Source organism: cyanobacterium endosymbiont of Epithemia clementina EcSB (genome assembly GCF_029919255.1).
Classification (GTDB): Bacteria; Cyanobacteriota; Cyanobacteriia; order Cyanobacteriales; family Microcystaceae; genus Rippkaea.
Genome location: NZ_CP123991.1, coordinates 2,301,056 through 2,323,906, shown reverse-complemented (window position 1 = coordinate 2,323,906; position 22,851 = coordinate 2,301,056). Strand labels below are relative to the sequence as shown.

General features: G+C 33.6%; 13 protein-coding genes. 6 read left to right on the top strand and 7 right to left on the bottom strand.

Annotated features, from left to right (window positions below):
- Positions 1-21: 21 nt before the first annotated feature.
- The 3 genes from P3F56_RS10325 to P3F56_RS10315 all read right to left on the bottom strand — a co-directional run bounded on the left by P3F56_RS10325 (position 22) and on the right by P3F56_RS10315 (position 1,290).
- Complete coding sequence (locus P3F56_RS10325; protein ID WP_342637185.1) at positions 22-147, bottom strand: hypothetical protein; 126 nt, start codon at positions 145-147, stop codon at positions 22-24.
- A gap of 344 nt (positions 148-491) precedes the next feature.
- On the bottom strand, positions 492-737 hold the full coding sequence (locus P3F56_RS10320) for a hypothetical protein (protein ID WP_342637136.1): 246 nt from the start codon (positions 735-737) through the stop codon (positions 492-494).
- Positions 738-1,128: 391 nt separating this feature from the next.
- Positions 1,129-1,290 (bottom strand): hypothetical protein, encoded by a 162-nt coding sequence (locus P3F56_RS10315; RefSeq protein WP_342637135.1) that lies wholly within the window; start codon positions 1,288-1,290, stop codon positions 1,129-1,131.
- 776 nt (positions 1,291-2,066) lie between these two features.
- Between P3F56_RS10315 and P3F56_RS07750 the strand changes: the two genes are divergently transcribed.
- From P3F56_RS07750 to speA, 4 genes are all read left to right on the top strand, one after another.
- A complete protein-coding gene (locus tag P3F56_RS07750; protein WP_281152321.1) occupies positions 2,067-2,216 on the top strand; it encodes an isochorismate synthase in 150 nt (49 codons plus the stop codon).
- A gap of 997 nt (positions 2,217-3,213) precedes the next feature.
- Positions 3,214-3,939 carry a triose-phosphate isomerase gene (tpiA, locus tag P3F56_RS07745; RefSeq protein WP_281152320.1) on the top strand — a complete coding sequence of 242 codons (726 nt, stop codon included), beginning with the start codon at positions 3,214-3,216 and terminating at the stop codon, positions 3,937-3,939.
- A gap of 87 nt (positions 3,940-4,026) precedes the next feature.
- Positions 4,027-4,866 (top strand): dihydropteroate synthase, encoded by an 840-nt coding sequence (gene folP / locus P3F56_RS07740; RefSeq protein ID WP_281153763.1) that lies wholly within the window; start codon positions 4,027-4,029, stop codon positions 4,864-4,866.
- Positions 4,867-4,909: 43 nt separating this feature from the next.
- Positions 4,910-6,898 carry a biosynthetic arginine decarboxylase gene (gene speA / locus P3F56_RS07735; protein WP_281152319.1) on the top strand — a complete coding sequence of 663 codons (1,989 nt, stop codon included), beginning with the start codon at positions 4,910-4,912 and terminating at the stop codon, positions 6,896-6,898.
- 522 nt (positions 6,899-7,420) lie between these two features.
- Here the strand turns inward: speA and trpE are convergent.
- Together trpE and P3F56_RS07725 are read right to left on the bottom strand one after the other, a co-directional pair.
- Positions 7,421-8,941, bottom strand: a complete 1,521-nt coding sequence (trpE, locus tag P3F56_RS07730; RefSeq protein WP_281152318.1) for an anthranilate synthase component I — start codon at positions 8,939-8,941, stop codon at positions 7,421-7,423.
- Between the two features lie 1,714 nt (positions 8,942-10,655).
- Positions 10,656-12,551, bottom strand: coding sequence for an ABC transporter ATP-binding protein (locus tag P3F56_RS07725; protein ID WP_281152317.1), 1,896 nt, complete (start codon positions 12,549-12,551; stop codon positions 10,656-10,658).
- Between the two features lie 1,818 nt (positions 12,552-14,369).
- Here P3F56_RS07725 and dnaG point away from each other — a divergent pair.
- Positions 14,370-16,295 (top strand): DNA primase, encoded by a 1,926-nt coding sequence (gene dnaG, locus P3F56_RS07720; protein WP_281152316.1) that lies wholly within the window; start codon positions 14,370-14,372, stop codon positions 16,293-16,295.
- Positions 16,296-18,315: 2,020 nt separating this feature from the next.
- Here the strand turns inward: dnaG and P3F56_RS07715 are convergent.
- On the bottom strand, positions 18,316-19,161 hold the full coding sequence (locus tag P3F56_RS07715; RefSeq protein WP_281152315.1) for a lysophospholipid acyltransferase family protein: 846 nt from the start codon (positions 19,159-19,161) through the stop codon (positions 18,316-18,318).
- Between the two features lie 207 nt (positions 19,162-19,368).
- Here P3F56_RS07715 and argJ point away from each other — a divergent pair, with 207 nt between their 5' ends.
- Positions 19,369-20,610 carry a bifunctional ornithine acetyltransferase/N-acetylglutamate synthase gene (gene argJ / locus P3F56_RS07710; RefSeq protein ID WP_281152314.1) on the top strand — a complete coding sequence of 414 codons (1,242 nt, stop codon included), beginning with the start codon at positions 19,369-19,371 and terminating at the stop codon, positions 20,608-20,610.
- A 216-nt stretch (positions 20,611-20,826) separates the two neighbouring features.
- Here argJ and P3F56_RS07705 read toward each other — a convergent pair whose 3' ends face one another.
- Entirely contained in the window at positions 20,827-20,979 is a 153-nt protein-coding gene (locus P3F56_RS07705) for a hypothetical protein (RefSeq protein WP_281152313.1), read from the bottom strand.
- Between the last annotated feature and the right edge of the window lie 1,872 nt (positions 20,980-22,851).

The window sequence follows — 22,851 nt, the reverse complement described above, 5'->3', positions numbered from 1 at the left end:
CGCTCAACTATTCACTATCAACTAACCTAAAGATTGATGCAACGATTCGAGCTCATTGGAGATTTTAACCTCAATTGGAGTGGGTTGACTAAGATGACGAGTCGCAGAGGATAGACTCTCAACTGATCTTTGAGTTCGTTGACGAATAGTCTCTAAAGATTAAGGTTGAAATAAGGATTTTCCTTATTTCAACCTTAATCTTTAGAAGAGGAGTTTCCGCTCTCTCAATTGAGACATTGACTAACTTTAAGCAATCACCTTCAATTATGCCCTCATTGTAGGTCCGAAAAACCTGTTTTCGTCTTGGATAGGCGGCTTTATAGCTAGATTGTTTCATGGTAAGAGTTTCATTGATTTCCACTAATTTATAGACTCCGTTGAGAGATTTGCCGGTGACAGGGTTGGTTCCAAGTCCATAACCCTCAATAGAGGCACCCGCTTCTTTGAGACTGGCAATTCCCCATTCATCAAGATCACCACTGGCAAAGATCTTAAATGTTGGGTAACAGTAATCGCACTTTTTGGGATAAGATGACTAAATCTTCCGAATCTAAGCTAACTCCTGTTATCTTTAGGGTTCCTTTATTGACTTTTTCCACTAACCTTTCCGCTACCTTAACTGCATCATAGGTATCAAGTAATAAAGTAGTTTCTGAAAAATAAGAACTAAAGGCATGAAAAGTTTTATTTTTATTCCCTGATACAGCCTTGATGGCCATGATTAAAAAATGAGCCATGGTTCAACTAGGTTTGCACCCTGATTTCAGAGCTATTAACACATTAGAGGTGGCGTCTAACTCTCCAGCTAAAGCTGCTCTAGCCGCCTATACAGAGCCTTGAGGACTAAACGCACCTCTGGTTCAAATTCTCATAATAAGGCGCTTTTACTCACTATATTGCGTATTTTAGCGGCTTTAATAATAATTAAACTTTGATAATTGAGGAGTTTAAAAGGTAGGCTTCTACTGGTTGAGCTTACCACAAAAGTACTTCTATCCACAATAGGGGTTTATGCGCAAACACTGCCGTTCCTTCAAGCAGTGTCCAAACTCCCCCCGGAAAGTCTCTTGAAGCTAAAATTGACAAAAATTTAAGGGGATGACTGAAAATTATGATTTTATCTAAACTTTATAATTGCTCTTGACTAAAGTGTAGGTTTTCTAAAAAATTCAAACCCCGAGCAAGTCCCCTGTCAATTGAATAACCAAAAGATTCTAGGAGATAATGTATCAACAGTTCAAAACTTGCTCGACGATTAGCAAGTCTTTCTCCGGTGTAACAAGCAACCATAGTTAGCTCGTAATAATTTATCAATAAACTGTAATTATTAGGAAGATAAAGTAAGCCACAGATAGCATCCTAATAGCTTGAATACATACTTTACCTTCGTTGATTAGATTTAGTTTTGGAAGCTTTATTATTTTATAATAAAAATTGAAAATATCCATCTCAGTTAGAATTTTAATCCCTAAAAATTCTTGGCAATTGTTAAGATTAGCTTTTGTTAGGACAGAAATAAGGAAATGGAAAGTACATCGTAGTACGCTTTAATAAATCCAACGCGCTCACTATATCTATGAACTATCTTACAATGCCTAAATTGTCGGAGTGGCTCTATTCATGATTGGACTCGTTAGTTTTATCAGGGTGGTCATGAAATCCTTTAATGTTTAAGTTTGTATTTTTTAAAAAAAGTTAAGTTGATACTCTAACATTCCTTTCAGAAATTGATGGATTAAATCAACTGATTCAGTAGAAAAAATTATTTTTTTAGAGTATTGTTAACAACAAGAACTACTATGTATAGTTAGACTAAATTCTTTAGAAATCAATCTGGCTAACATTTTACTTTATAAAAGTATATAAAAATACAAAGTACATTCTTATAGGTTAAATTTTTATTACAAAATTGTTCAAGTAATTAAATTTTTCTTTTACTATATAAAATATAGAGGAGATAAAAAAAGCTCTTCTAACCTAAAAAACATATAAAAACTTAACTCGCTAAGTTTTTAATAAAGTTCGTGAGATTTAGTGAAGTTCGTGAGAGTTGAGAGGTAGATACTATGAATATCAATAGAATGTTGCAAAGTTTAGTTCAATATATTGTCGAAGGCTTTTCTCGCATTTTTAGTCCAGTTAAAGATGAATGTCCCAATATTGGAGTCCAACCGTTCGATTCTGCACTCTATCAGGAAACATCAGATAGAGTATAAAGTTTAAAGAAGCAAACGCTCTGAACAGAGTATTACTAAATTTTAGGTTTGGTAATACTCTGTTCAGACTGGGATTACTGAAAATAAATGTGTAATGATGTTCTTCAGTCCATGCATACTTTACTAAAATGCATGTTAGGTATGTTTTGGCTTAGATAGTCTTTGTTTAAAAGTAGTGGTATCTCCCTTGAGATTTCACATTTGGGGCATCTAATTTAGACTAGTTTATTAGTCAAAAAAACTCGGAAGAAATACTGCCAGGATGAGTTTTTTGAGTTTAGATCATCGCTAAATTAGAAAATACTAGATTTTTTAAGTAACCTAACGTAAATAATCTCTACTATCCATCCATATTATAGTAGAAATATTAGTCATCTTCCTGTGATACGATATACGATAATAGTTAAGTATATAAAACGATAAAAACTCCATAACGATGATCCTTAGTTAGTTATTAAATACCGTCTAAAACTCGAATACTTCTCTTTAAGTCGCTGCAAATAAACGCGACGGTCAAACTTTTTTCTGATTTGGAACGAATCTTCTACTGTAAACACAGTTTTCTAGGGTCTGTTTTTAAACATCATTATTCAGAATAATCTCTTCAAAATATGCCATGCTGGTATCTAGCTGATTTTTAAGATTTTAAATTCGGTAGAGCTAAGAAAACATAATTGTTTTAGTTAGAAAATTATGGTCTTTTTAAGAAAAAATCTAGGGTTAGGTTCATTTTAGCTTTTAATGAAAAGATTAGTAATAAAAAAGATGATGATTAAAATATAAAAATGTTTTTTTATGTAAATAGTGTAAATTAATTTTTATCTCAAGTCTTTTAAAAAAAAGACTTAAAAACTGATAAAGGTGATTATGAGTCATGTTCCTTAAGACATTCTCTCCTTCCCCAAACTTTGCTCTCATGTACTCTTCCCTCCGATCCCCTAAAGGCATTACACTAGAAGACTGCAAAAGACGTTGAAATTAATTTTTAGAGATAGCTGTGGGAAAAATTGTTATTGCGGGTAACTGGAAAATGCACAAAACTCAGGAAGAAGCTCTAGGGTTTTTGCAAAAATTAGAATCGAATCTCGAAGAAGTGAACGGAACAAGGGAAGTGGTTTTGTGCGCTCCCTTTACAGCTTTGGGTGTCATGTCAGAAAGTCTCTATGATGGATTGATCCATTTGGCGGCACAAAACATTCACTGGGAAGATAAGGGAGCTTATACAGGAGAGATCTCTGGTGCAATGCTGACGGAGCTTGGAGTAGATTATGTGGTGGTTGGCCACAGTGAACGTCGTCAATATTTCGGTGAAACTGATGAAACAGTCAATCTACGAGTGATAGCCGCCCAACGCCACAGATTAACCCCTATTCTCTGTGTGGGGGAAAGTAAATCACAACGGGATGCAGGGGAAACAGAAACCGTTATTGTTAATCAAGTAAAGCGGAGTTTAGTTAATGTAGATCAAAGTAATTTAGTCATTGCTTATGAACCTATTTGGGCGATTGGGACTGGAGATACTTGTGAGGCGACTGAAGCTAACCGCGTTATTGGTATCATTCGCTCTCAGTTATCAAATAAAGAAGTTACTATCCAATATGGAGGATCAGTTAAACCTTCTAATGTTGATGAAATTATGGCGCAACCTGAAATTGATGGCGTGTTAGTGGGAGGAGCTAGTTTAGATCCGGTAGGATTTGCACGCATTGTTAATTATCAATAAATCACTGAGTCTATTGGAAATCAGGGGGCGCAAGGACCGTCCCCTTATTTTTTATGGAGTAGTATGCTGAAAGCATCTGAATCTATCATGGCTGATTTAAAACTAAGACAACATTCTTTTTCTTGGGGAAAAAGAACCTATATTATGGGAATTCTTAACGTAACCCCTGATAGTTTTAGTGATGGGGGCCAGTTTAATACTTTAGAAACAGCTTTAATTCAAGCTAAAACCCTCATTAATTCAGGGGCAGATATCATCGATATTGGGGGACAATCAACACGGCCAGGGTCTCAACAAATTCTTTTCGAAGAAGAATTAAATCGTGTTATTCCTATAATAAAACTCCTACGTAGGGAAACATCTATTCCTATTTCGATTGACACTACTAGAGCATCAGTCGCTGATGCTGCAATCGAAGCAGGTGCAGACTTGGTCAATGATGTTTCTGGGGGAACTTTTGACTCCCAGATGTTTACAGTGGTGGCTAAGTTAAAAGTCCCTATTATCTTAATGCATATTAGAGGGAATCCTCAAACTATGCAACAATTGACGGATTATACTGATTTAATAGGAGAAATTAGTAAATGGTTAAATAATCAACTAAATTTAGCTATAAAAGCTGGAATTAAGCGATCACATCTCATCATTGATCCTGGTATCGGTTTTGCCAAAACTTACTCACAAAATTTAGAATTATTACGGCGTTTATCAGAATTTAGGAGTTTAGGCCAGCCTATACTAGTAGGGGTTTCTCGTAAGCGTTTTATTGGCCATATTTTGCAAAAAAATAACCCAAAACAACGACTTTGGGGAACTGCCGCGGCCTGTTGTGGAGCGATCGCCCAATCAGCAGATATTTTAAGGGTTCATGACGTAGCACAAATGGTAGATGTAGCGCTAGTGGCTGATGCTATTTGGCGACGTTAATGCTTTTCAATAACTCAGTGAATTTAACCCCAGATTAATTCTTATGAAAAAATCAGAAATTTCTTCAAGATGGACGATTGAAAATAGTAGCAACCTGTACCAAATTGATGATTGGGGAGCTCCTTATTTTTCTATTAATGCTGATGGTCATGTGGTCGTTTCTCCTCGAGGGAATAAGGATGATTCTCTAGACCTATTTGATTTAGTTAAATCTTTACAAGAAAAAGATATTAATCTACCTTTATTGATTAGATTTCCTGAAATTCTAGCTGATCGCTTAGCTCGATTAAACAACTGTTTTAAAAATGCGATTGACCATTACAATTATTCTAATCATTATCAGGGAGTTTATCCTATTAAATGCCATCAAAATCGTCGGATCATTGAATCAATTATTCGTTATGGAAAACCATATCAGTTTGGATTAGAATCAGGTTCTAAACCAGAATTAATGATCGCTTTAGCCACCCTAGAGCCTAATTCCAGTGTATCCGATAATTCCTCGATCATTGTTTGTAATGGTTATAAAGACGCAATCTATATTAGAACTGCTTTGTTAGCTGTTCGTTTAGGATACAAACTGGTTATTGTTATTGAACAGTTAGAGGAACTTTATTTGACAGTACAAATAAGTGAAGAATTAGCGATTGAAGCAAGCTTAGGGATACGAGTAAAATTAAGCACCAAAGGTTCAGGCCGTTGGGGAAATTCTACAGGTGATCGCGCTAAATTTGGCTTAGATATTCCTCAAATTTTAACGGCAATTCAATATCTAAAACAAAAAAATATTCTATTCTATTTAGAATTTCTTCACTTTCATATTGGCTCACAAATTTCTTCTATTAGTGTTATCAAAGATGCTATGCGTGAAGCGAGTCAGATTTATGTACAGTTGGCAAAAATTAATCCAAACATGAAATATCTTGATGTGGGAGGAGGTTTAGGCGTTGATTATGAAGGCTCTAAAACTAACTCTTATGCCTCAAAAAACTATAATATGCAAAATTATGCTAATGATATTGTGGCCGAAATTAAAGAAGCTTGTGAAGAAGCTGGTGTTGCAGCACCTATTTTAATTAGTGAAAGTGGGAGAGCAATTACTGCCCATCATTCCGTTGTTATTTTTAACATACTCCATACTAATAATGTTTCTAGTATAGTTCCTCCTCCTCGAGAAAAAGAGGAAAATTTGATTGTTCGTAATCTTTGGGAAACTTATAAGTCGATTAATCCTAGAAATTACCAAGAAATGTATCATGATGCCATTCAATTTAAAGAAGAGGCTATCAGTTTATTCAATTTTGGTTATTTGAGCTTAATGGAAAGAGCGAAGGCAGAGCAATTATACTGGGTTTGTTGTCAAAAAATTTATGACATGATTCAGCATCAAGATTGTGTCCCCGATGATCTTGAAGACTTAAAGAAAAGCATGGCCTCAATCTATTATGCAAATTTATCAGTTTTTCGTTCTGCTCCTGATGCTTGGGCAATTAATCAACTGTTTCCTATTATGCCCGTTCACCGTCTAAATGAAAAACCTACTCAACGAGGAACTTTAGCCGACTTAACCTGTGATAGTGACGGAAAAATAGATAGGTTTATCGATTTACGAAACAGCAAATCTGTTTTAGAATTACATCCGCTTCAGCCATCAAAAGTGAACAAAGATAATAATTTATTTCCCCTACCGTTCTCTAATTCTGAATATTCTATGAAAGAACCTTACTATTTAGGAATATTTTTAGTGGGAGCATACCAAGAGATTATGGGTAATTTTCACAATCTTTTTGGTAATCTCAATCAGGTTCATATTGTCATCAATTCAAAAGGATATGAGATTGAACATTTTGTTCAAGGGGATACGATTGCCGATGTATTGAACTATGTTCAATACGATACAAATAAACTAAGCCAACGAATTCGTCAATATACTGAGCAAGCTGTACAAGAGGGTCGTATAACTCAAAAAGAGTCTGAGATTTTATGGCGTAATTACGAAGAAAATCTTGGACTTTATACTTATTTAGTTTAATTAAGTAAATACACGGCGTAAATCTCTTTTGAAAGACTTTCATTCTAAAAATTACCCTATAATTCCTTTTTTCAAAAAAAGGATAGAAAAAAAAGTTTCCTGATTGGAAATATTATGTTAGGATGAAAGGCGGTTGGTTACTTAAGCTGCACTCAGCAAAGTCCACCAAGGGGGCGTGGCGGAATGGTAGACGCTACGGACTTAACAAAGTTGAGCCTTGTTAGAGAAATCTATCAAGTGACCGCTCTCAAACTCAGGGAAACCTAAGTCTGGAATATAGATAAGGCAATCCTGAGCCAAGCCTCGGAATTTTCGAGGAAGGTGCAGAGACTCGACGGGAGCTACCCTAACAGGTAAGGCTGAGGGTAAAGAGAGAGTCCAATTCTCAAAGCCAAACTTCGGCAGTAGCGAAAGCTATGGGAGAATGAAAATCCGTTGACCGCAAGGTCGTGAGAGTTCAAGTCTCTCCGCCCCCATTGGGTTTGAACGAAAAACCGATTGGTTCCACATTAATCCGGTGAGTTAGCTTAAGCTACGAATCGCTTCTAATAACCCCTTGGCTTTGTTCAGAGTCTCTTCGTACTCCGTTTCAGGGTCAGAATCAGCTACTAGCCCGGCTCCTGCTTGGACTGAGACAAGGTGTTGGTCCTTACCCAAAGGGCGGACAACCATTGTCCGAATAGCGATTGCAGTGTTTAACTGTCCTTCAAAATCATAGTAACCATAAACTCCTGAATACGGTCCCCGTCGTTGAGGTTCCAGCTCGTGGATGATTTCCATCGCCCGTATTTTTGGCGCACCACTCACCGTTCCTGCGGGAAAACAAGCTTTAAGCAAGTCCCAAGCAGTTTTATCGGGAGCCAATTCCCCTATTGCATTACTCACAATGTGCATTACATGGGAATAGCGTTCAATCACCATTAACTCATCAATGGTAATACTTCCTTTAGCGCAAACTCGGCCTAAATCGTTACGTCCCAAATCGACTAACATAACATGTTCCGCTATTTCCTTTGGATCTTCTAATAATTCTTCCGCTAACGCCTGATCCTCGATGGAGGTTCTTCCCCGTCGTCGAGTTCCAGCAATAGGTCGTAAGATAGCTTTGATTTTATTTTCACTGCGTTCGGCTTTAACCATCACCTCTGGACTTGAGCCAATAATTTGCCAATCTCCAAAATTGTAATAAGCCATATAAGGGGAGGGATTAATCAACCGAAGAGAACGATAAAGGTTGAAAGGATTATCAGCATAAGTCGCGCTAAGACGTTGGGAAACCACGACCTGAAAGATGTCCCCTGCGCGGATGTATTCCTTCGCTTTGAGGACATTTTCACAAAAACGTGATCGCCCCACGTTACTATCATATGCTGAAAGATCTGACTCGGCTAGTTTAGGATTTAATTCTAGAGTTTTTGCTTCCACGGGAAGGGGAAGTTTTAATTTTAGGACTAACTCAGTAACACGATCACAAGCTTTTTGATAACTTTCTTCCAAGTTAATGTTTTCTCCCCGTAAATCAGCATAGGCAATTGCCCAAATTTTACGCTTCACTTGATCAAAAATCATTAGGTTATCCACTTGCATCCATACCCCATCGGGTAAGTCGTCTTCCATTAAAGGATAAATAGGAACACGAGGTTCAATCCAATTAATCAACTCATAACCCCAAAATCCAAACAATCCTCCGATACCGGATGGAAGTTGAGGTAAGGTAACTGGACGAATAGAAACTAAACATTGGGTCAGTATGTCAAATGGATTTCCCTCGAAGACCTTAACTGAATTATCTCGATGAATTTGAGTGGTTCTATTAGCCTTGGCTTCTAAAACCCAAACCGGATCACATCCTAAAAGACTATAGCGTCCGAGGTTTTCTCCCCCTTCTACCGACTCCAATAAAAAGCTGTAGGGCTGACCGCCACAAACCTTATACCAAGCTGATACGGGAGTTTCGAGATCTGCTCCCCACTCTTGATATACTGGTACAAAATTGCCTTGTTGCGCTAAGGCGCAAAATTCTTTAAAATTGGGGAGGATCATGGGCTAGTCAAAAGTCAGAAGTTGTCTATGAACATTATCTCGTGACTTAGGCACTGAAGACAACCGTCTATTAGATGTGGACATAATGCAAAAGGTTAGATACGGTCGCCTGTTACTTATGGATCACTTGGATTAAATAATGTTAGGATGTCGAGCTTGAAAGCAATTTCCTTTAATGGATAATGACCAGTAGTCCAACTTACTTAACCCTATTAAGAGTTTTTATTTAAATAAACTCATAATAGGGAGGGAGGTATTAAAGCTCGTAAGTAGCTTTACCTAGAAACCTCGGGTTTGTTACTTAGGTCTGTTAAGAACAGTAATGATCTCTCATCAATTTTTGAAGTCCTACTTGTTTCGATAGTTCGGTCTAAATTTCTTGAAATAAATTAAAATACTCACATAATTGCAACATGATATGGACAGTAACTATTTTAAAGTCTTAAAATAGATCTAACAGAAACTTACGTTAAGTTTAGCAAAAAAACAAGAGTTATATCAAAATAATGAATAAATTTTAGAGGTTTCCTTTAGATATAAAAAACTATCTAGTGTCACAAAGTTTATTTTTTGTACCCAAATAATTGTGGAATAATTAAGTTTTAAATTAGAGAAATGACTACCAACTTTAGAATTTTCTTCTTTAGATAAAATATGAGAATAGCTATTTATTGATGTTATTTTACTCCTCTAAGTTATGGAATAATTGATCTAATTTGTATATAATAAGTTCGGCAACTGATAATGGTCTAAGACTAGGCTATTTTCTATAAAAATTACTATTTTTAGATTAAATAACCGTTTTTTTATTCCAGAAGTAGGAAGGATAATAAAAAGACTTTTACTTCGAGTTTTCTTCTATTAACTTGAAAGGTCTTTATCCTATACTAAAAAATTAACCTGAACTAAAGATAACTTATTACCCCTAATCCTTAAAATCTTTAGGGGTAATCTTTAAGGGGAATTATAAAGTTCAATCGTTGCAATTAATTATTTAATATGGGCGATCACCCCTTTAAAGGTAATGCTTTGGGGATTAGTATGTGCTCCAAAATATCCGCCGTTTCTAGCCTAATAAGCGATTTTAGACAGATAAATAAAAGATTTATTCAAAACGACAACACCGATATCAGAGACAGTCTCGACTGATAAGATTTTTCCCAGCAAAGCAACCTTCATACTTGGCTGTGGTGTAGCACTGGTACCGTTTAACTTAGGCTCACAACAAAGTCCTACGACAAAGTCTTACACGTATGATAAATATTATATTAACTCTTAAAGCTTTCTAATGTTGCTGAAGGTATTGTCTATGATTAATCAATTTTCTTTGTTTAATAAATTTCCAATATCTGATTTTCAACCCCCGAAAAAATAAACTCCACGAGCTCGAAGAATTTTCTTTAATTTCTACTCGCCTAAGAGAATGGTGGAGCGAATCTAAAAATGTCCAGGACCACGTCTAAATCTTCTTTCTAAGACAATTTACCAATAGCTGCTTCAAGGATAATCATATAGGACATATAAGATCACTGAAGCAAATATTATGCAACATAAAGTTGGACGACAGACTTCGTGCTGACTTCTCATCAGTAACTTTATCAAAAAAGAGAATATGAATAACGCGCCATATAAGGAGTCAATTTAGCTTAAAAATAAATAATGTGTTTACGACCTAATCTTTCTAAGAAGTTTAATACCCTTCTCTTTAACAAATTTAACTCCCTAACCAAAAAGGTTCTTCGGGAAAATGGGGAATTGAATTAATTAACTTTTGAGTATATTCTTTGGCAGGACTATTAACAATAATGTCAGCAGATGCTAGTTCTTCTATTTTTCCTTGATTCATTACCATAATACGATCACTCATAAACCGTACCACACTTAGATCATGAGAAATAAAAATATAAGTTAACTGTAATTCGTGTTGCAAGTCCTTTAATAGATTTAATACTTGTGCTTGTACCGATACATCTAAAGCCGACACGGACTCATCACATATTATAAACTGAGGATTAAGTGCCAATGCTCTGGCAATACAAACTCGTTGTCTTTGTCCCCCCGAAAATTCATGGGGATAGCGGTTACGCCAATTAACATCTAAACCTACTTTATTTAAAAGATAAGCCACCCGTTCTTTTCTCTGCTTAGCATTTCCTCCAGTTTTATGAATGACCATCGGTTCGCCTATAGCCTGACCAATGGTCAAACGAGGGTTAAGAGAATTATAGGGATTTTGGAAGACAATTTGCATTTCTCGACGTAAATGACGCAATACTTTGCTACCACTAGGATATTTATGGATGGGATGTTTTTTAAAGTGAATTTGTCCTTTTGTCGTGGGAATTAACCGTAAAATTGTCCTTGCTACAGTGGATTTTCCACAACCGGATTCCCCTACTAGTCCTAATGTTTCCCCTGGATAAACCTCAAAGCTAATGTCATTTACTGCTTTAAAACTATCTTTTTTTTGTCCAAAAAATCCAGATTTACCAAACTCAACTGTTAGGTTATTAACTCTTAATAATGGTTCAGTTTTTTGTAATAAGCCTACTAAACGTTGCTGTTTTTCTTCAGGAGAAATTATTCTATACTTTATTTTTTCAGATTGATTATCTTCTTGAGAATTAGTCCTATAAGGTCTTAGAAAATCCCCGACAGTCGGTAGTCGATCTAATTGAGGTTCTAAACGAGGACGACAAGCTAATAACCCTTTTGTATATTCGTGTCGAGGATGATAGAAAATTTGATCTTTATAGCCTTGTTCAACAATTTTTCCTTGGTACATTACTATGACTTTGTCAGCAATTTTATTTATAACACCTAAGTCATGGGAGATAAAAATCATTGACATATCTTGATGTTCTTCACTTTTACATAAATCTCTCAGTAATCTTAAAATTTCTGCTTGAACGGTAACATCAAGAGCTGTAGTTGGTTCATCGGCAATGAGAAGAGTTGGGTTACAAGAAATTGCCATTGCAATCATTACCCGTTGTAGTTGTCCACCTGATAGTTCATGTGGATAACGTTTTAAAAAAGCTTCTTTTTCCTGAGTAATATAATTATTTATTTGTTTGTTAACTGAGCCGGATATATCTTGTTTTTTAGGTAAAATTTTAGTCAGATATTTCTGTTCCAATCGTTCATCACTGGGGAGAACTTGAACCTTTTGGAAAAGGGCAATTGCCTGATTTTTTGCCTGTTGATTGGTAATATTGTTTTGATGAAGTTGAATGGCTTCTGTTAATTGATAGCCAATAGTATAAACCGGATTAAAAGAGCTCATGGGGTCTTGAAAAATCATGGCAATTTTTCCTCCCCTATAATCTTGCCATTTTTTAGAATCCCGTTTAAGTTCGCTAAGTTTTTCTGGAGTTTCAGCCGAATAAAAATTAATTTCTCCTTTAGTAATTTGACCAGGAGTAGGGATTAACCCCATAATTGCTAGAGAAGTGATGGATTTTCCCGAACCTGACTCCCCAACAATGCCTAAAATCTCCCCCCGTTGCACTTGAAAACTAATTTCATTTACAGCAACAACAGGGTCAGATTTTTCCTCTTGAGGAAACTCAACACGAAGGTTACAAACGTTGAGAACAGTATCACTCATAACTCCTGGTCCATTAGGTCTAAGACTTATTGTAATGGATTCTTTCTCAAATGAGGAATAATTAAGTTAGCTTTAGTTGGGATTTTATTTTAAATTGAGATCTTAACTGATGTTAAATGTCTTTTTGATGAAAATGCTAATAATATTTAAAAATCAGGTTATTATCAGTTACTTTAATAAGAATTAAGCTCATCGTTTTAATCTTAACAATTAGTAATCTTGTCGTAAGATGGCTAGCAGAATTGACTTAATAATAACTGAACTTACTGGAAAATTTGCTTTCCTATTAGAATAGATTGTCCCTACATTATAACCACCAAATTACATGAACATAGATCACAACTATAAAGAGGCAATCATTTGCATTAAATAAACTAATTAATTAACCATTTATTAGGCTTATCTAAAAAGATCTTAAGTGAATAAAAAGTTAAAGCATTTGAAAATGACCATAATGCCTTATTTTCATAGTTTTTAAGCTATGAAAATAAAGTTTAAATATAGTTTATTTATTTCGTATAGCATGACGTAAAAATGTTAGATTTATTCTTTAAATTGGCTTTAAATTCTAAAAATTAAACTTTGAAAGCAAATTTTTAAATAAGTCTTTATTCCACACCGCTAACAGTTAAATGAGCAAAGATTATTCCTTATTTTAAAGCACTAATCTAATTAGCCTTTTTCATTTCTCTTTGAAATCCTAAAACACAGCACTCCTCTCCCCTGGAACTATAACCATATATAGACAATTTTATTTATCATAGAATACAGCCTTATTTAAATAAGATCTTCTATTTTTAGAAATTTATTCCAGTTTTTTGGGGAAAATTGTTATAATTTATGTGTTATTAACATTCGCATTTTTTTAGTTATTCTTAATTTTAAGTACGTATAACTCATTATTATGTTGAGTGTTTAGTAAAATTATTTTCTATAATTGGGCTATTTTTGTCTGAATTGTAAATTATCTTGCTTGAGAAAAAAACTTTAACCTTTGTTTTTCCTCAGTTTTACTATGTCTTCCTTTTTTATGAGTGATTATTGTCGTTTTCATGTTAGGTAAATAAAATCTGTTAAATAATTTGCAGGTATTAAAAGTTAACCCTAATAAGGTTTTGGTTAAAAAGGTTACTTCTAGAGTGGCTATTATTGCTATTAATTAAGTAACAATATATTTTTGTCATTGCTTTTTTAAATAAAAAAATAGATATTTTATATCTTTAGTAACTATTTTTTTAAAAAAATGAAATTATATTATCCTAATCAGGATTTCTCTTGACCAGTTTAAAGCAGCAGTTAAAATAATTAAATTATATTTAATTATTTTAGTTTTCTGTATAAGTTCCATATATATATTATTTTTAATAAAACCTAAATCAATAAGTATATAAAACTTCACAATTGATTTTATAGAAAACAAATATTGTAGTTACAATCATACTATTTAGCTATAGCTGAAATAGTATGATTGTAACTAACAATGAAAATAGCTACTATTATAAATAGTGGTAGCTTTTTTGGTAAAAACTTATTATTTAATCTGTTTAGAAGATAATTTTTAGATATTAACTCAGGCGAATATAGAAATATACACAGCTTTTTTTTATTGTTTCTCCATAACAGCTAGACTAAATAAGTCAGTTTTATTTCATAAAGTAACCAAAGAATATACAATATAGAATTAGTCAAGATAATTTTAGCATTTATGTATCCTAAGTTTATAAAGATAGTAATTATTTTGGTAAATTGTCTAAGTAATGGGCAATTTAAAAATTAAGTTATACTTGGACTTAAGTTATTTAAGTTCTTGTCTAATCAATGAACATTCCTCATCTTCATCCTGACACTCTTGAAAAGGTAAAACAACGAGTTGATATTTATGATGTCATCTCAGATTATGTTGTTCTTAAAAAGAGGGGTAAAGACTATGTCGGGTTATGTCCTTTTCACGATGAAAAAAGCCCTAGTTTTAGCGTTAGTATCCATAAACAATTTTATTATTGTTTTGGTTGTGGTGAAGGGGGAAATGCCATTAAATTTCTTATGGAAGTGGGGAAACAATCTTTCAGTGATGTGGTTTTTGATTTAGCAAAACGTTATCAAGTTCCTATCAAAACTCTTGAACCAGAACAAGGTAAAGAATTACAACGTCAGCTATCTTTAAGAGAACAACTTTATGAGATTCTTGCCCTAACGACTAGTTTTTATCAGCACGCCCTTTGTCAACCCCAAGGAGAAACTGCCCTTAATTACCTTAAACACGAACGTCGATTAAATAAAGAAACAATACAGCAATTTAAGTTAGGATATGCCCCTGAGGGATGGACAACTCTCTATTGCTATCTAATCGAACAAAAACGCTATCCAATTGCTTTAGTTGAGGAAGCAGGGTTAATTTCTTTGAATAAAAGCGGAAGCGGTTATTATGATCGGTTTCGTAATCGCCTGATTATTCCAATTACTGATCTTCAAGGACGAGTAATTGGGTTTGGAAGTCGAACTTTAGGATATGAACAGCCAAAATATCTTAACTCTCCTGAAACCACTTTATTTAAAAAAAGTAATACTTTATTTGCCCTAGATAAAGCTAAAAATACCATTCGTTCTTTAGATAAAGTGGTGGTAGTAGAAGGGTATTTCGATGCAATTACCCTCCATACTGTAGGAATTACCAATACGGTAGCGTCCTTAGGAACTGCTTTGAGTAAAGTACAATTGAAACAATTACTTAGATATACTGATTCTAAACAGGTTGTCTTGAATTTTGATTCAGATCCAGCCGGAAAAAAAGCAACACAACGGGCAATTACTGATATTGAGTCATTAATTTATTCCGGACAAGTACAATTACGAATTCTGAACTTTAGAGATGCTAAGGATGCAGATGAATTTTTAAAATCTAATCCAAATTCAGTTGAAACTTTCTATAAATTAATTGATAATGCGCCCCTTTCGGTTGACTGGCAACTTCAACAATTATTAGTCAATAAAAATCTCAAAAAAGTAGAGCATTTCGAACAAGTTGCACAAGAAATGGTTAAGCTATTGAACCGCATCGAAAATAGTAATAAACAAACCTATTATATTCGTCATTGCGCTGAAATTTTGAGTCAAGGAGATACTCTATCCTTACCGCTTTACATTAAAAATTTACAAAGACAAATTAAGAAATCTAATTTTCCCTCCACTATCAAAAATTCCTCATCTTCAGGAATTAAAAAAATTCCCTGTACTGAAGATACCTCGCTCCAACAAGCTGAAGCATTGTTGTTAAGAATTTATTGTCACTGCCCTGAATATCGTCAAGAAATTTTTAATTTACTTGAAGAGAAAGATCTAATTTTTAGTGTATCTGAATATCGGTTTTTATGGGATAAGATATTAGATATTCAAGGAGAAATAAACGATACATCTAATAGTCTTATTTCCTTATTACAAGAGAAAATTTTACAGTTTTCTCACTCGATGGCTCAATTTAACCATATTTTTTATCTTAGTCAGAATCATCAAGAAAATATTCACAGAAGTCCCTTGCAAATTCACTGTGCATTAATTTTTATGGAAAAAGCTAAATTAGAAAAGTATAGGAACTATTCCTATAAAAGGTATAAAAATATTGACTCTAATGTTGATTTAAAAGCGCAACAATATTATCTTAATGAATACTATATTAGTTTAATTAAAATTAAACAACTTGAATCTTCTTTAAGTTTTTCTAACCTAGAAATTTACGATCGACATTAACTGAATTAAATAAGTGGCTAACTAAACTTTGTTTCAAGTTGATGCTAAGTTGTTTTAAACAAAAAAACTAGACCTCTTACTAAAAACTTAATTAATTGAATAGAATATATAGTCTAATATTAATTAGATTATAGAAAATAAATAATTTAAATACCTTTAAAAAAGTAAATATGCTATAAATTTACACTAATAAAATTGTTTTTTATCAGTGTAAATTTAAATAAAGTTCAAAAATAATATCTCTATTAGTTAGCGTATATTCTATAGGTCTTAAAAAGAGATAAATAAAATTTAGATTGTTATGTTTAATTTTTAGTTAATTAACTCTATTTTTTCAGAAGTAAATAAATTTATTATTTATTTCTAAATCATGTCTTTTTAAGTAGAATTTCATAATTTATTTTACTATTTAGATTTAAAATTCAAAAGAAAATTGACTACTAGCTACAAATTAAAGCCTGATTTATCTAGATATTTTAAACGGATTTTTCTGACAGTCTAGAAAAGTATCCCATAATTCTATTAATTTAATTTTTTTTACTAGATAAATTGTTGTGCTAAATATCACTATATTACATATCCCTATATGATAGGGTTCTAAACCTTCTACCCTATTGTTAACAATCTATTTAAGTATTTTTTAAACCTTGCTAAACTAAAATATTTTTTCTGCTACAATGTTCGAAACATTCTAAAATGAAGAGACAACATTAACTAATTAGATTGTGCCTAGCTCTAGGTAAAATATTTAAATGTCCATTGTTACAATAACTTTTAAAGTTGTAACATACACTAATATAGTAGTACTTGATTTATCTACAACTTCTTTATCAAAAGAGACCTATATAAAATACTTTAATTCTAAAAAATTATTAAATATATACATTGGTAAATAAACCTAAAGATAGGCTGCTTAAAAAATATAAAATAATTACTAAAATCAAGAACAAAACTAATCTAATAAAAGACATTTGCTGGAACTATTTTTAACAAGTAAATAGTTAATTATTATTTGCAACTTTACACTATCATCTTTAATACCTAGATCCTAGGATCTAGACTATTTTTCTTTATAAGAGATGTTTAATAATTTATCTAATGACCAAAAATTATATCTTATATATATAAATGATTACAGGTTAGTATGTCTAGATTCAAAAATAATAGTATTAGTTGTTTAAAATCTTCTGAATCAAGAAAAAGATAACAATAGTTTATTTAAACTAGTTCTAAAAAGTTAAAGTTACAAAAAAATCAAATTAATATTGTACTGTATCAGGATAATTAAGATTTAAACGAAGACTGAAACAATAATATGGAATCAAGAAATTTATAGTCAGAAAAATTAAGCTAATTTAAACTATTTTTTAGTAATTTGTGAGTTTTTATCGAGTTATAGTTAATCTAAGTTAAAGAGTTAATTGGAAATTAGTTAGAAGTTAAAGTTAAATTATCTTTTGAAGTTAGTTGTGGTTTTACTTAGAAGTATGTTAACTATAACTGAGTATCTTTATCACTGAATATATTTAGTAAATACTGAATAATTTTTAGTTATTCAAATACATAGTTATTATTTTATTTCTTTATCAAAAAGAAATTTGGAATAATTCTATATATTACAGATTCTTCTCTATTTGAAAAAAACCTTCCTAATCTAGTAAGCTATAATTTTTTTGTAAAGCGTATGCACTTGGTAATCATGTCACTGTGTTACTTTTTTCCAACCAGCAAAGGAGAAGTTACACAAATTATTTTTATCTATTCCACTCAGATATTCTAGCAATAAAAGTAATCAAAATTGTTCAATGAACCTTTGTTCTTCACTGATTACTCATCCCTATTTATCTAACAAATCTTATCTCGATTTTTGGTTAAAAGAAAAGATAAACTAGTTTTATCTCCTACTGTTTTTTGATAGACAGAAATTGTAGTCTTGATTGTTGATATAGGTCTGGAAAGTTGCTCTAACGAAGTACACTGTAATCGGCAAAAGTAGCTTAACTTGTCTAAATATAACTAATCAATTTTGACTATCAATTACCAATTGGTCCAAATGCTGTTGCATCTGTGATCGCACTAACTCATAACAGGCATCAACGTAAAAGCGATCACTAGCTGCCTCTCTGCCATAGCGTTCAAAAATAATGGGAGGACAGACACGAGTATGGATAGCGACAGGAAGGGGAAAATTAGGAATGGGTCCAATGCCAACGCCCCAAGGCAACCCTAAATAGATGGGAAATACTTCAGGATCAATATTAAATATCCAAGGTAATATTCCCCATTCGTTCAATTGCTGAGCTTGTTGATAACAATCTCCCAATACTATCAAAGTTTCATGTGATCCTACAGAAATTACAGGTATAATGGGGGATTGTTCACGCAATGCTAATTTAATGAAGCCTTTACGTCCAGCTAACATAATTTTATGGCGATCTGTATAGGGACGAAACACATCTTGCGCCCCCCCTGGATAGACTAAAACACTAGCCCCCCGTTTTAAAGCAGCAATTCCTATTTTAGAATGGGCACGAACTGCTCCTACTTGCACGGCGAGATTGGCTGCTGGTGGATTAATGCTCCAGACAGACTGGTGCATTAACCCATAGGTAGGACGCTCAATGCCAAAACGACAGAACCAATCATACATCATCATAGATGTATCAGGAGAAGCTAGTCCCCCATTGTGGGATCCTACCAACAGTAAAGGACCTTTTTCAGGGATATGATGCCAACCGTCAGTCTTTACTCGAAAATAGTATTTATAAAACCATTCCCAATAGGGCATCAGTGAAGCGATAAACTTTGGATCACGCTCATCAAGTGACCAACCTTGTCTACATTGGGTACTGTGTTTTGTCTTCATCTAAAGAAGTTTTGTCTTCATCTAAAGAAAATTTATCTAAATGCCACCCATTCTAGTCTAATAAGTTGCCAGACTTTCACGGCAATATTCCTAAATGATGTTGAAACGAATTTTCAAACTGATATTTTCAGATCGACTTAAAATCTACTTGCTATAATCAGCTCTTAAACTAACCTCAATAATAGGTAAGGAAAATAGGTAAATACTATGATGGACTGGCAGGTGATTAGTGGCGGAATTACCGCTCCCAAGGGTTTTAAAGCAGCCGGAATTGCGGCAGGGTTAAAACCATCGGGTACTCCCGATTTAGCTCTTATTGTCTCAGAAACTGAGGCAATCGCAGCTGGTGTATTTACCACCTCCCAAGTTCACGCTGCTTGTGTGGACTACTGCCGTCAACGTCTCCAAGCCAAAGCCAGTAGTCGTGCAATTATGTGCAATTCCGGACAAGCCAATGCCGCCACAGGGGAACAAGGGTGGCAAGATGTCCTAGAAAGTGCCTCTCTCCTAGGAGATGCTCTCAACATTTCTCCTAACGAGATTCTCTTAGCTTCCACAGGGGTGATTGGTCAGAACATTCGCATGGATCAAATGCGTCAAGGCATTCCAACTTTAGTTGATGCCCTGTCTGACACTGGAGGAGATGCCGCTGCTCAAGCAATTATTACTACTGACTCAGTACCAAAATCCATCGCCCTAGAAACCATTATTGATGGTCGTCCAGTCCGTATTGGTGGTATGGCTAAGGGCTCAGGAATGATTCATCCTAACATGGCGACTATGCTGTCGTTTATTACCTGTGATGGGTTAGTAGCCACTCCCCTCTGGCAAAAAATGATCACCCAGGTCGCTAACGAAAGTTTTAATCAAATTACGGTAGATGGGGATACTAGTACAAATGATTGTTTCATTGCCTTGGCTAATGGTCAATCTCGCACCCCTACCATTACGGAAATGAGTAAAAATGCCGAGAAACTACAAGCAATGCTGAAGGCAGTCTGTCAGCATTTAGCTAAAGCGATCGCTAGAGATGGAGAAGGAGCAACTTGTTTGATTGAGGTGCAAGTTTCAGGTGCACTAGATGATAAAGATGCACGGCGTGTGGCTAAAACCATTGCCGGGTCATCATTAGTCAAATCGGCAATTTTCGGACGCGACCCCAACTGGGGACGTATCGTGGCGGCTGCCGGAAAAGCCGATGTTACTTTCCGTCAAGAAGATTTACAAGTAAAATTGGGTGATTTTTTGATGCTCGAAGGCGGTCAGCCCCTAGAATTTAACCGACAAGAGGCGAGCAATTACTTGAGACAAGCAGCCGCAGGGGCCTATCTTCAAGAAGACACGGTCCTAATTTCAGTACGTATTGGCAATGGCTCTGGACAGGGGACTGCCTGGGGCTGCGATTTAAGCTACGAATATGTCAGAATCAACTCGGAGTATACAACGTAGAGCCCCCTGTCATCGAAGCAAGTACGCACAATACGAGCTTTTTAAGATTAAGATGTCGCTGTTTTAGTAGTCTCTTGTAGATATACAAAATGTTTCTTATTCATCAGCCCTAATTTGACTATCCTTTAACCCCGTACTTACCCCATTGGCGCCAGACCAAGCACGGGGCTCTCCTGCAAAAGGCTAGACTAAACTCTATCCTTAACCGTCAAACAATTATTTGGCCTTTTCGGTGGCAAATGCTCGATTATTCCAGTGACCTTCCGTCGTACTGTTTAAGGTCTGTACAGTACCCACAAACAGCCGCACCCAGACGAAAAAGGTAGCTACAACAATCAACAGTTTTAGGGACTTGTGAGTCATGGTCATAGTCATCCTCTACTTCTGTGACGAAACTTTTGTGACGAAATCTACTCATTCCATTTAATCAGGCAGGAGCCTCAATCAACTTCCCCTCAACAGATGAAGTTAATTTCATCCATTTGGAGGATGGTCAATGTGCAAAAATGGGAATTTCGGAATCTGCCTGAAATACGGGGAAAGAAATTTCTATTTTCTAAAAAATTGTGTATTTTAATTAATGTTGAGTTTAACAAAGTTTAAAAAATCGTTTTTATTCTCAACATTTAATTCAAAAATACGACAAGACTTACGATTATCTATAAAATAGTAACTTTAATAATGTCTAAGACAAAAATAGTTGTAAAAACCTAACCTAAAATTAGGGCTATCTTATTTTTTGACTTTAAATCGAAAAAAAGTTTTTCTTAAGTATAAGCAACTAATTAAGTAAAAAGGTTAACAGAATAATTACAAACACTTCAATTTCTCAAATGTTCAATCTGAGAGATATTTTAAAATCAATCGTTAATCGTTTCAATGAAGAAAAGTCGATAAAGTAAAATTTATCCATTAATTTCATAGACTTTTGCCTCATCTTTTGTTTATAAAAAGGAATCAATTGAAGTCTTTATATACAAGGATTTTCGGGTAGTTCTTAAACAAGACGTCCTCGGGATCTAAACAGTCTCTGATTAAACCTTATCTCAACTGAAGACCTAGTTTACGGTGATCTATATTCCTAGATTTAACCTAAAAATTAATAGCTAACTGCGGTCGTTTATAATCAAACAATATTTAAATTTATAATGCCATTCAACAGAATTTTAATTTTGTCCAACCAGACATTCAAAAACTAAGTGTGCTTCAGAGTACTTCGTCATCTCTAGAGCGTGAAGTACTTCAGCAAGATCAAGACTAGATTTTATCTACATAGTACCAGAGCTTAATAGAGGCTACTTTCAGTATGGAGGTTCTGTATCCATCTGTATCTCTAACTTTTAGTCGAATTTACATTTTATTAGAAAAATAATTTCTAGTTTAGTTAATAAGTCAAATAAAAATCTTAATTTGGTATCGTAATGATTTACGTCTTTACGAGAATTAACTATTAATTAAGTAGATTAGACAACGAGCTTAAATTATCCTTTTTTATCGTTTCGATTAGTAAAAAAATCAAATAATTTATTTTAATTTTTATAAACCAAGTTGATTTCTCGGTTATTTTGATTTTTAATAAAAATTAAAAATCAAAATAACTACCATGATTGAGTAATTTATAGTAATTTGTTTTAATTCTCATTAAATAAGTATTTTCCAGAAAATTAAATATCTATTCACAAATAGAGTCTATTTTTCTAGAAAAAAATTCAAAAAGAGTGTTTTAGGAACTTTTTTTCAGAATTAACGCCTATTTGCAAGAAACTTATAGTCATTTTTCTGTTATGTAGAGGTTTCTTATTTATATAGTTTTTATGTCTACATCCTTGTAAGAGCTCTTCAATTATTCTTTCTTAAAGATTGAATAAATATTTAAGTATATGTTCGGTTCTTAAAAAAAGAAAACCTATTCTGTGAATGTATTTACATATCAATTATATTTAATTTGACGACAATGTATCTTGAGATGGATTGAACAAAAATAAAACACCAGTTGCTGTTGAGTCTTTTTTAAAAAAGGAATGAAACTACTTTTAGTCTTTTCAATAAATAATTAACTCTGATATTTATTTACTGTTGTAAATAAAAGATTATATATTTAATCTAGATTAGATATATAATCTTTTAGCTTTGTAAAGCAAGGTTATAAAATTTGAAATAAATAGATAGTTTATATGATTTATTTTTATTAATTTAAGTTGATTTAATACAACTTATTATCACAATATATATTCAATATTA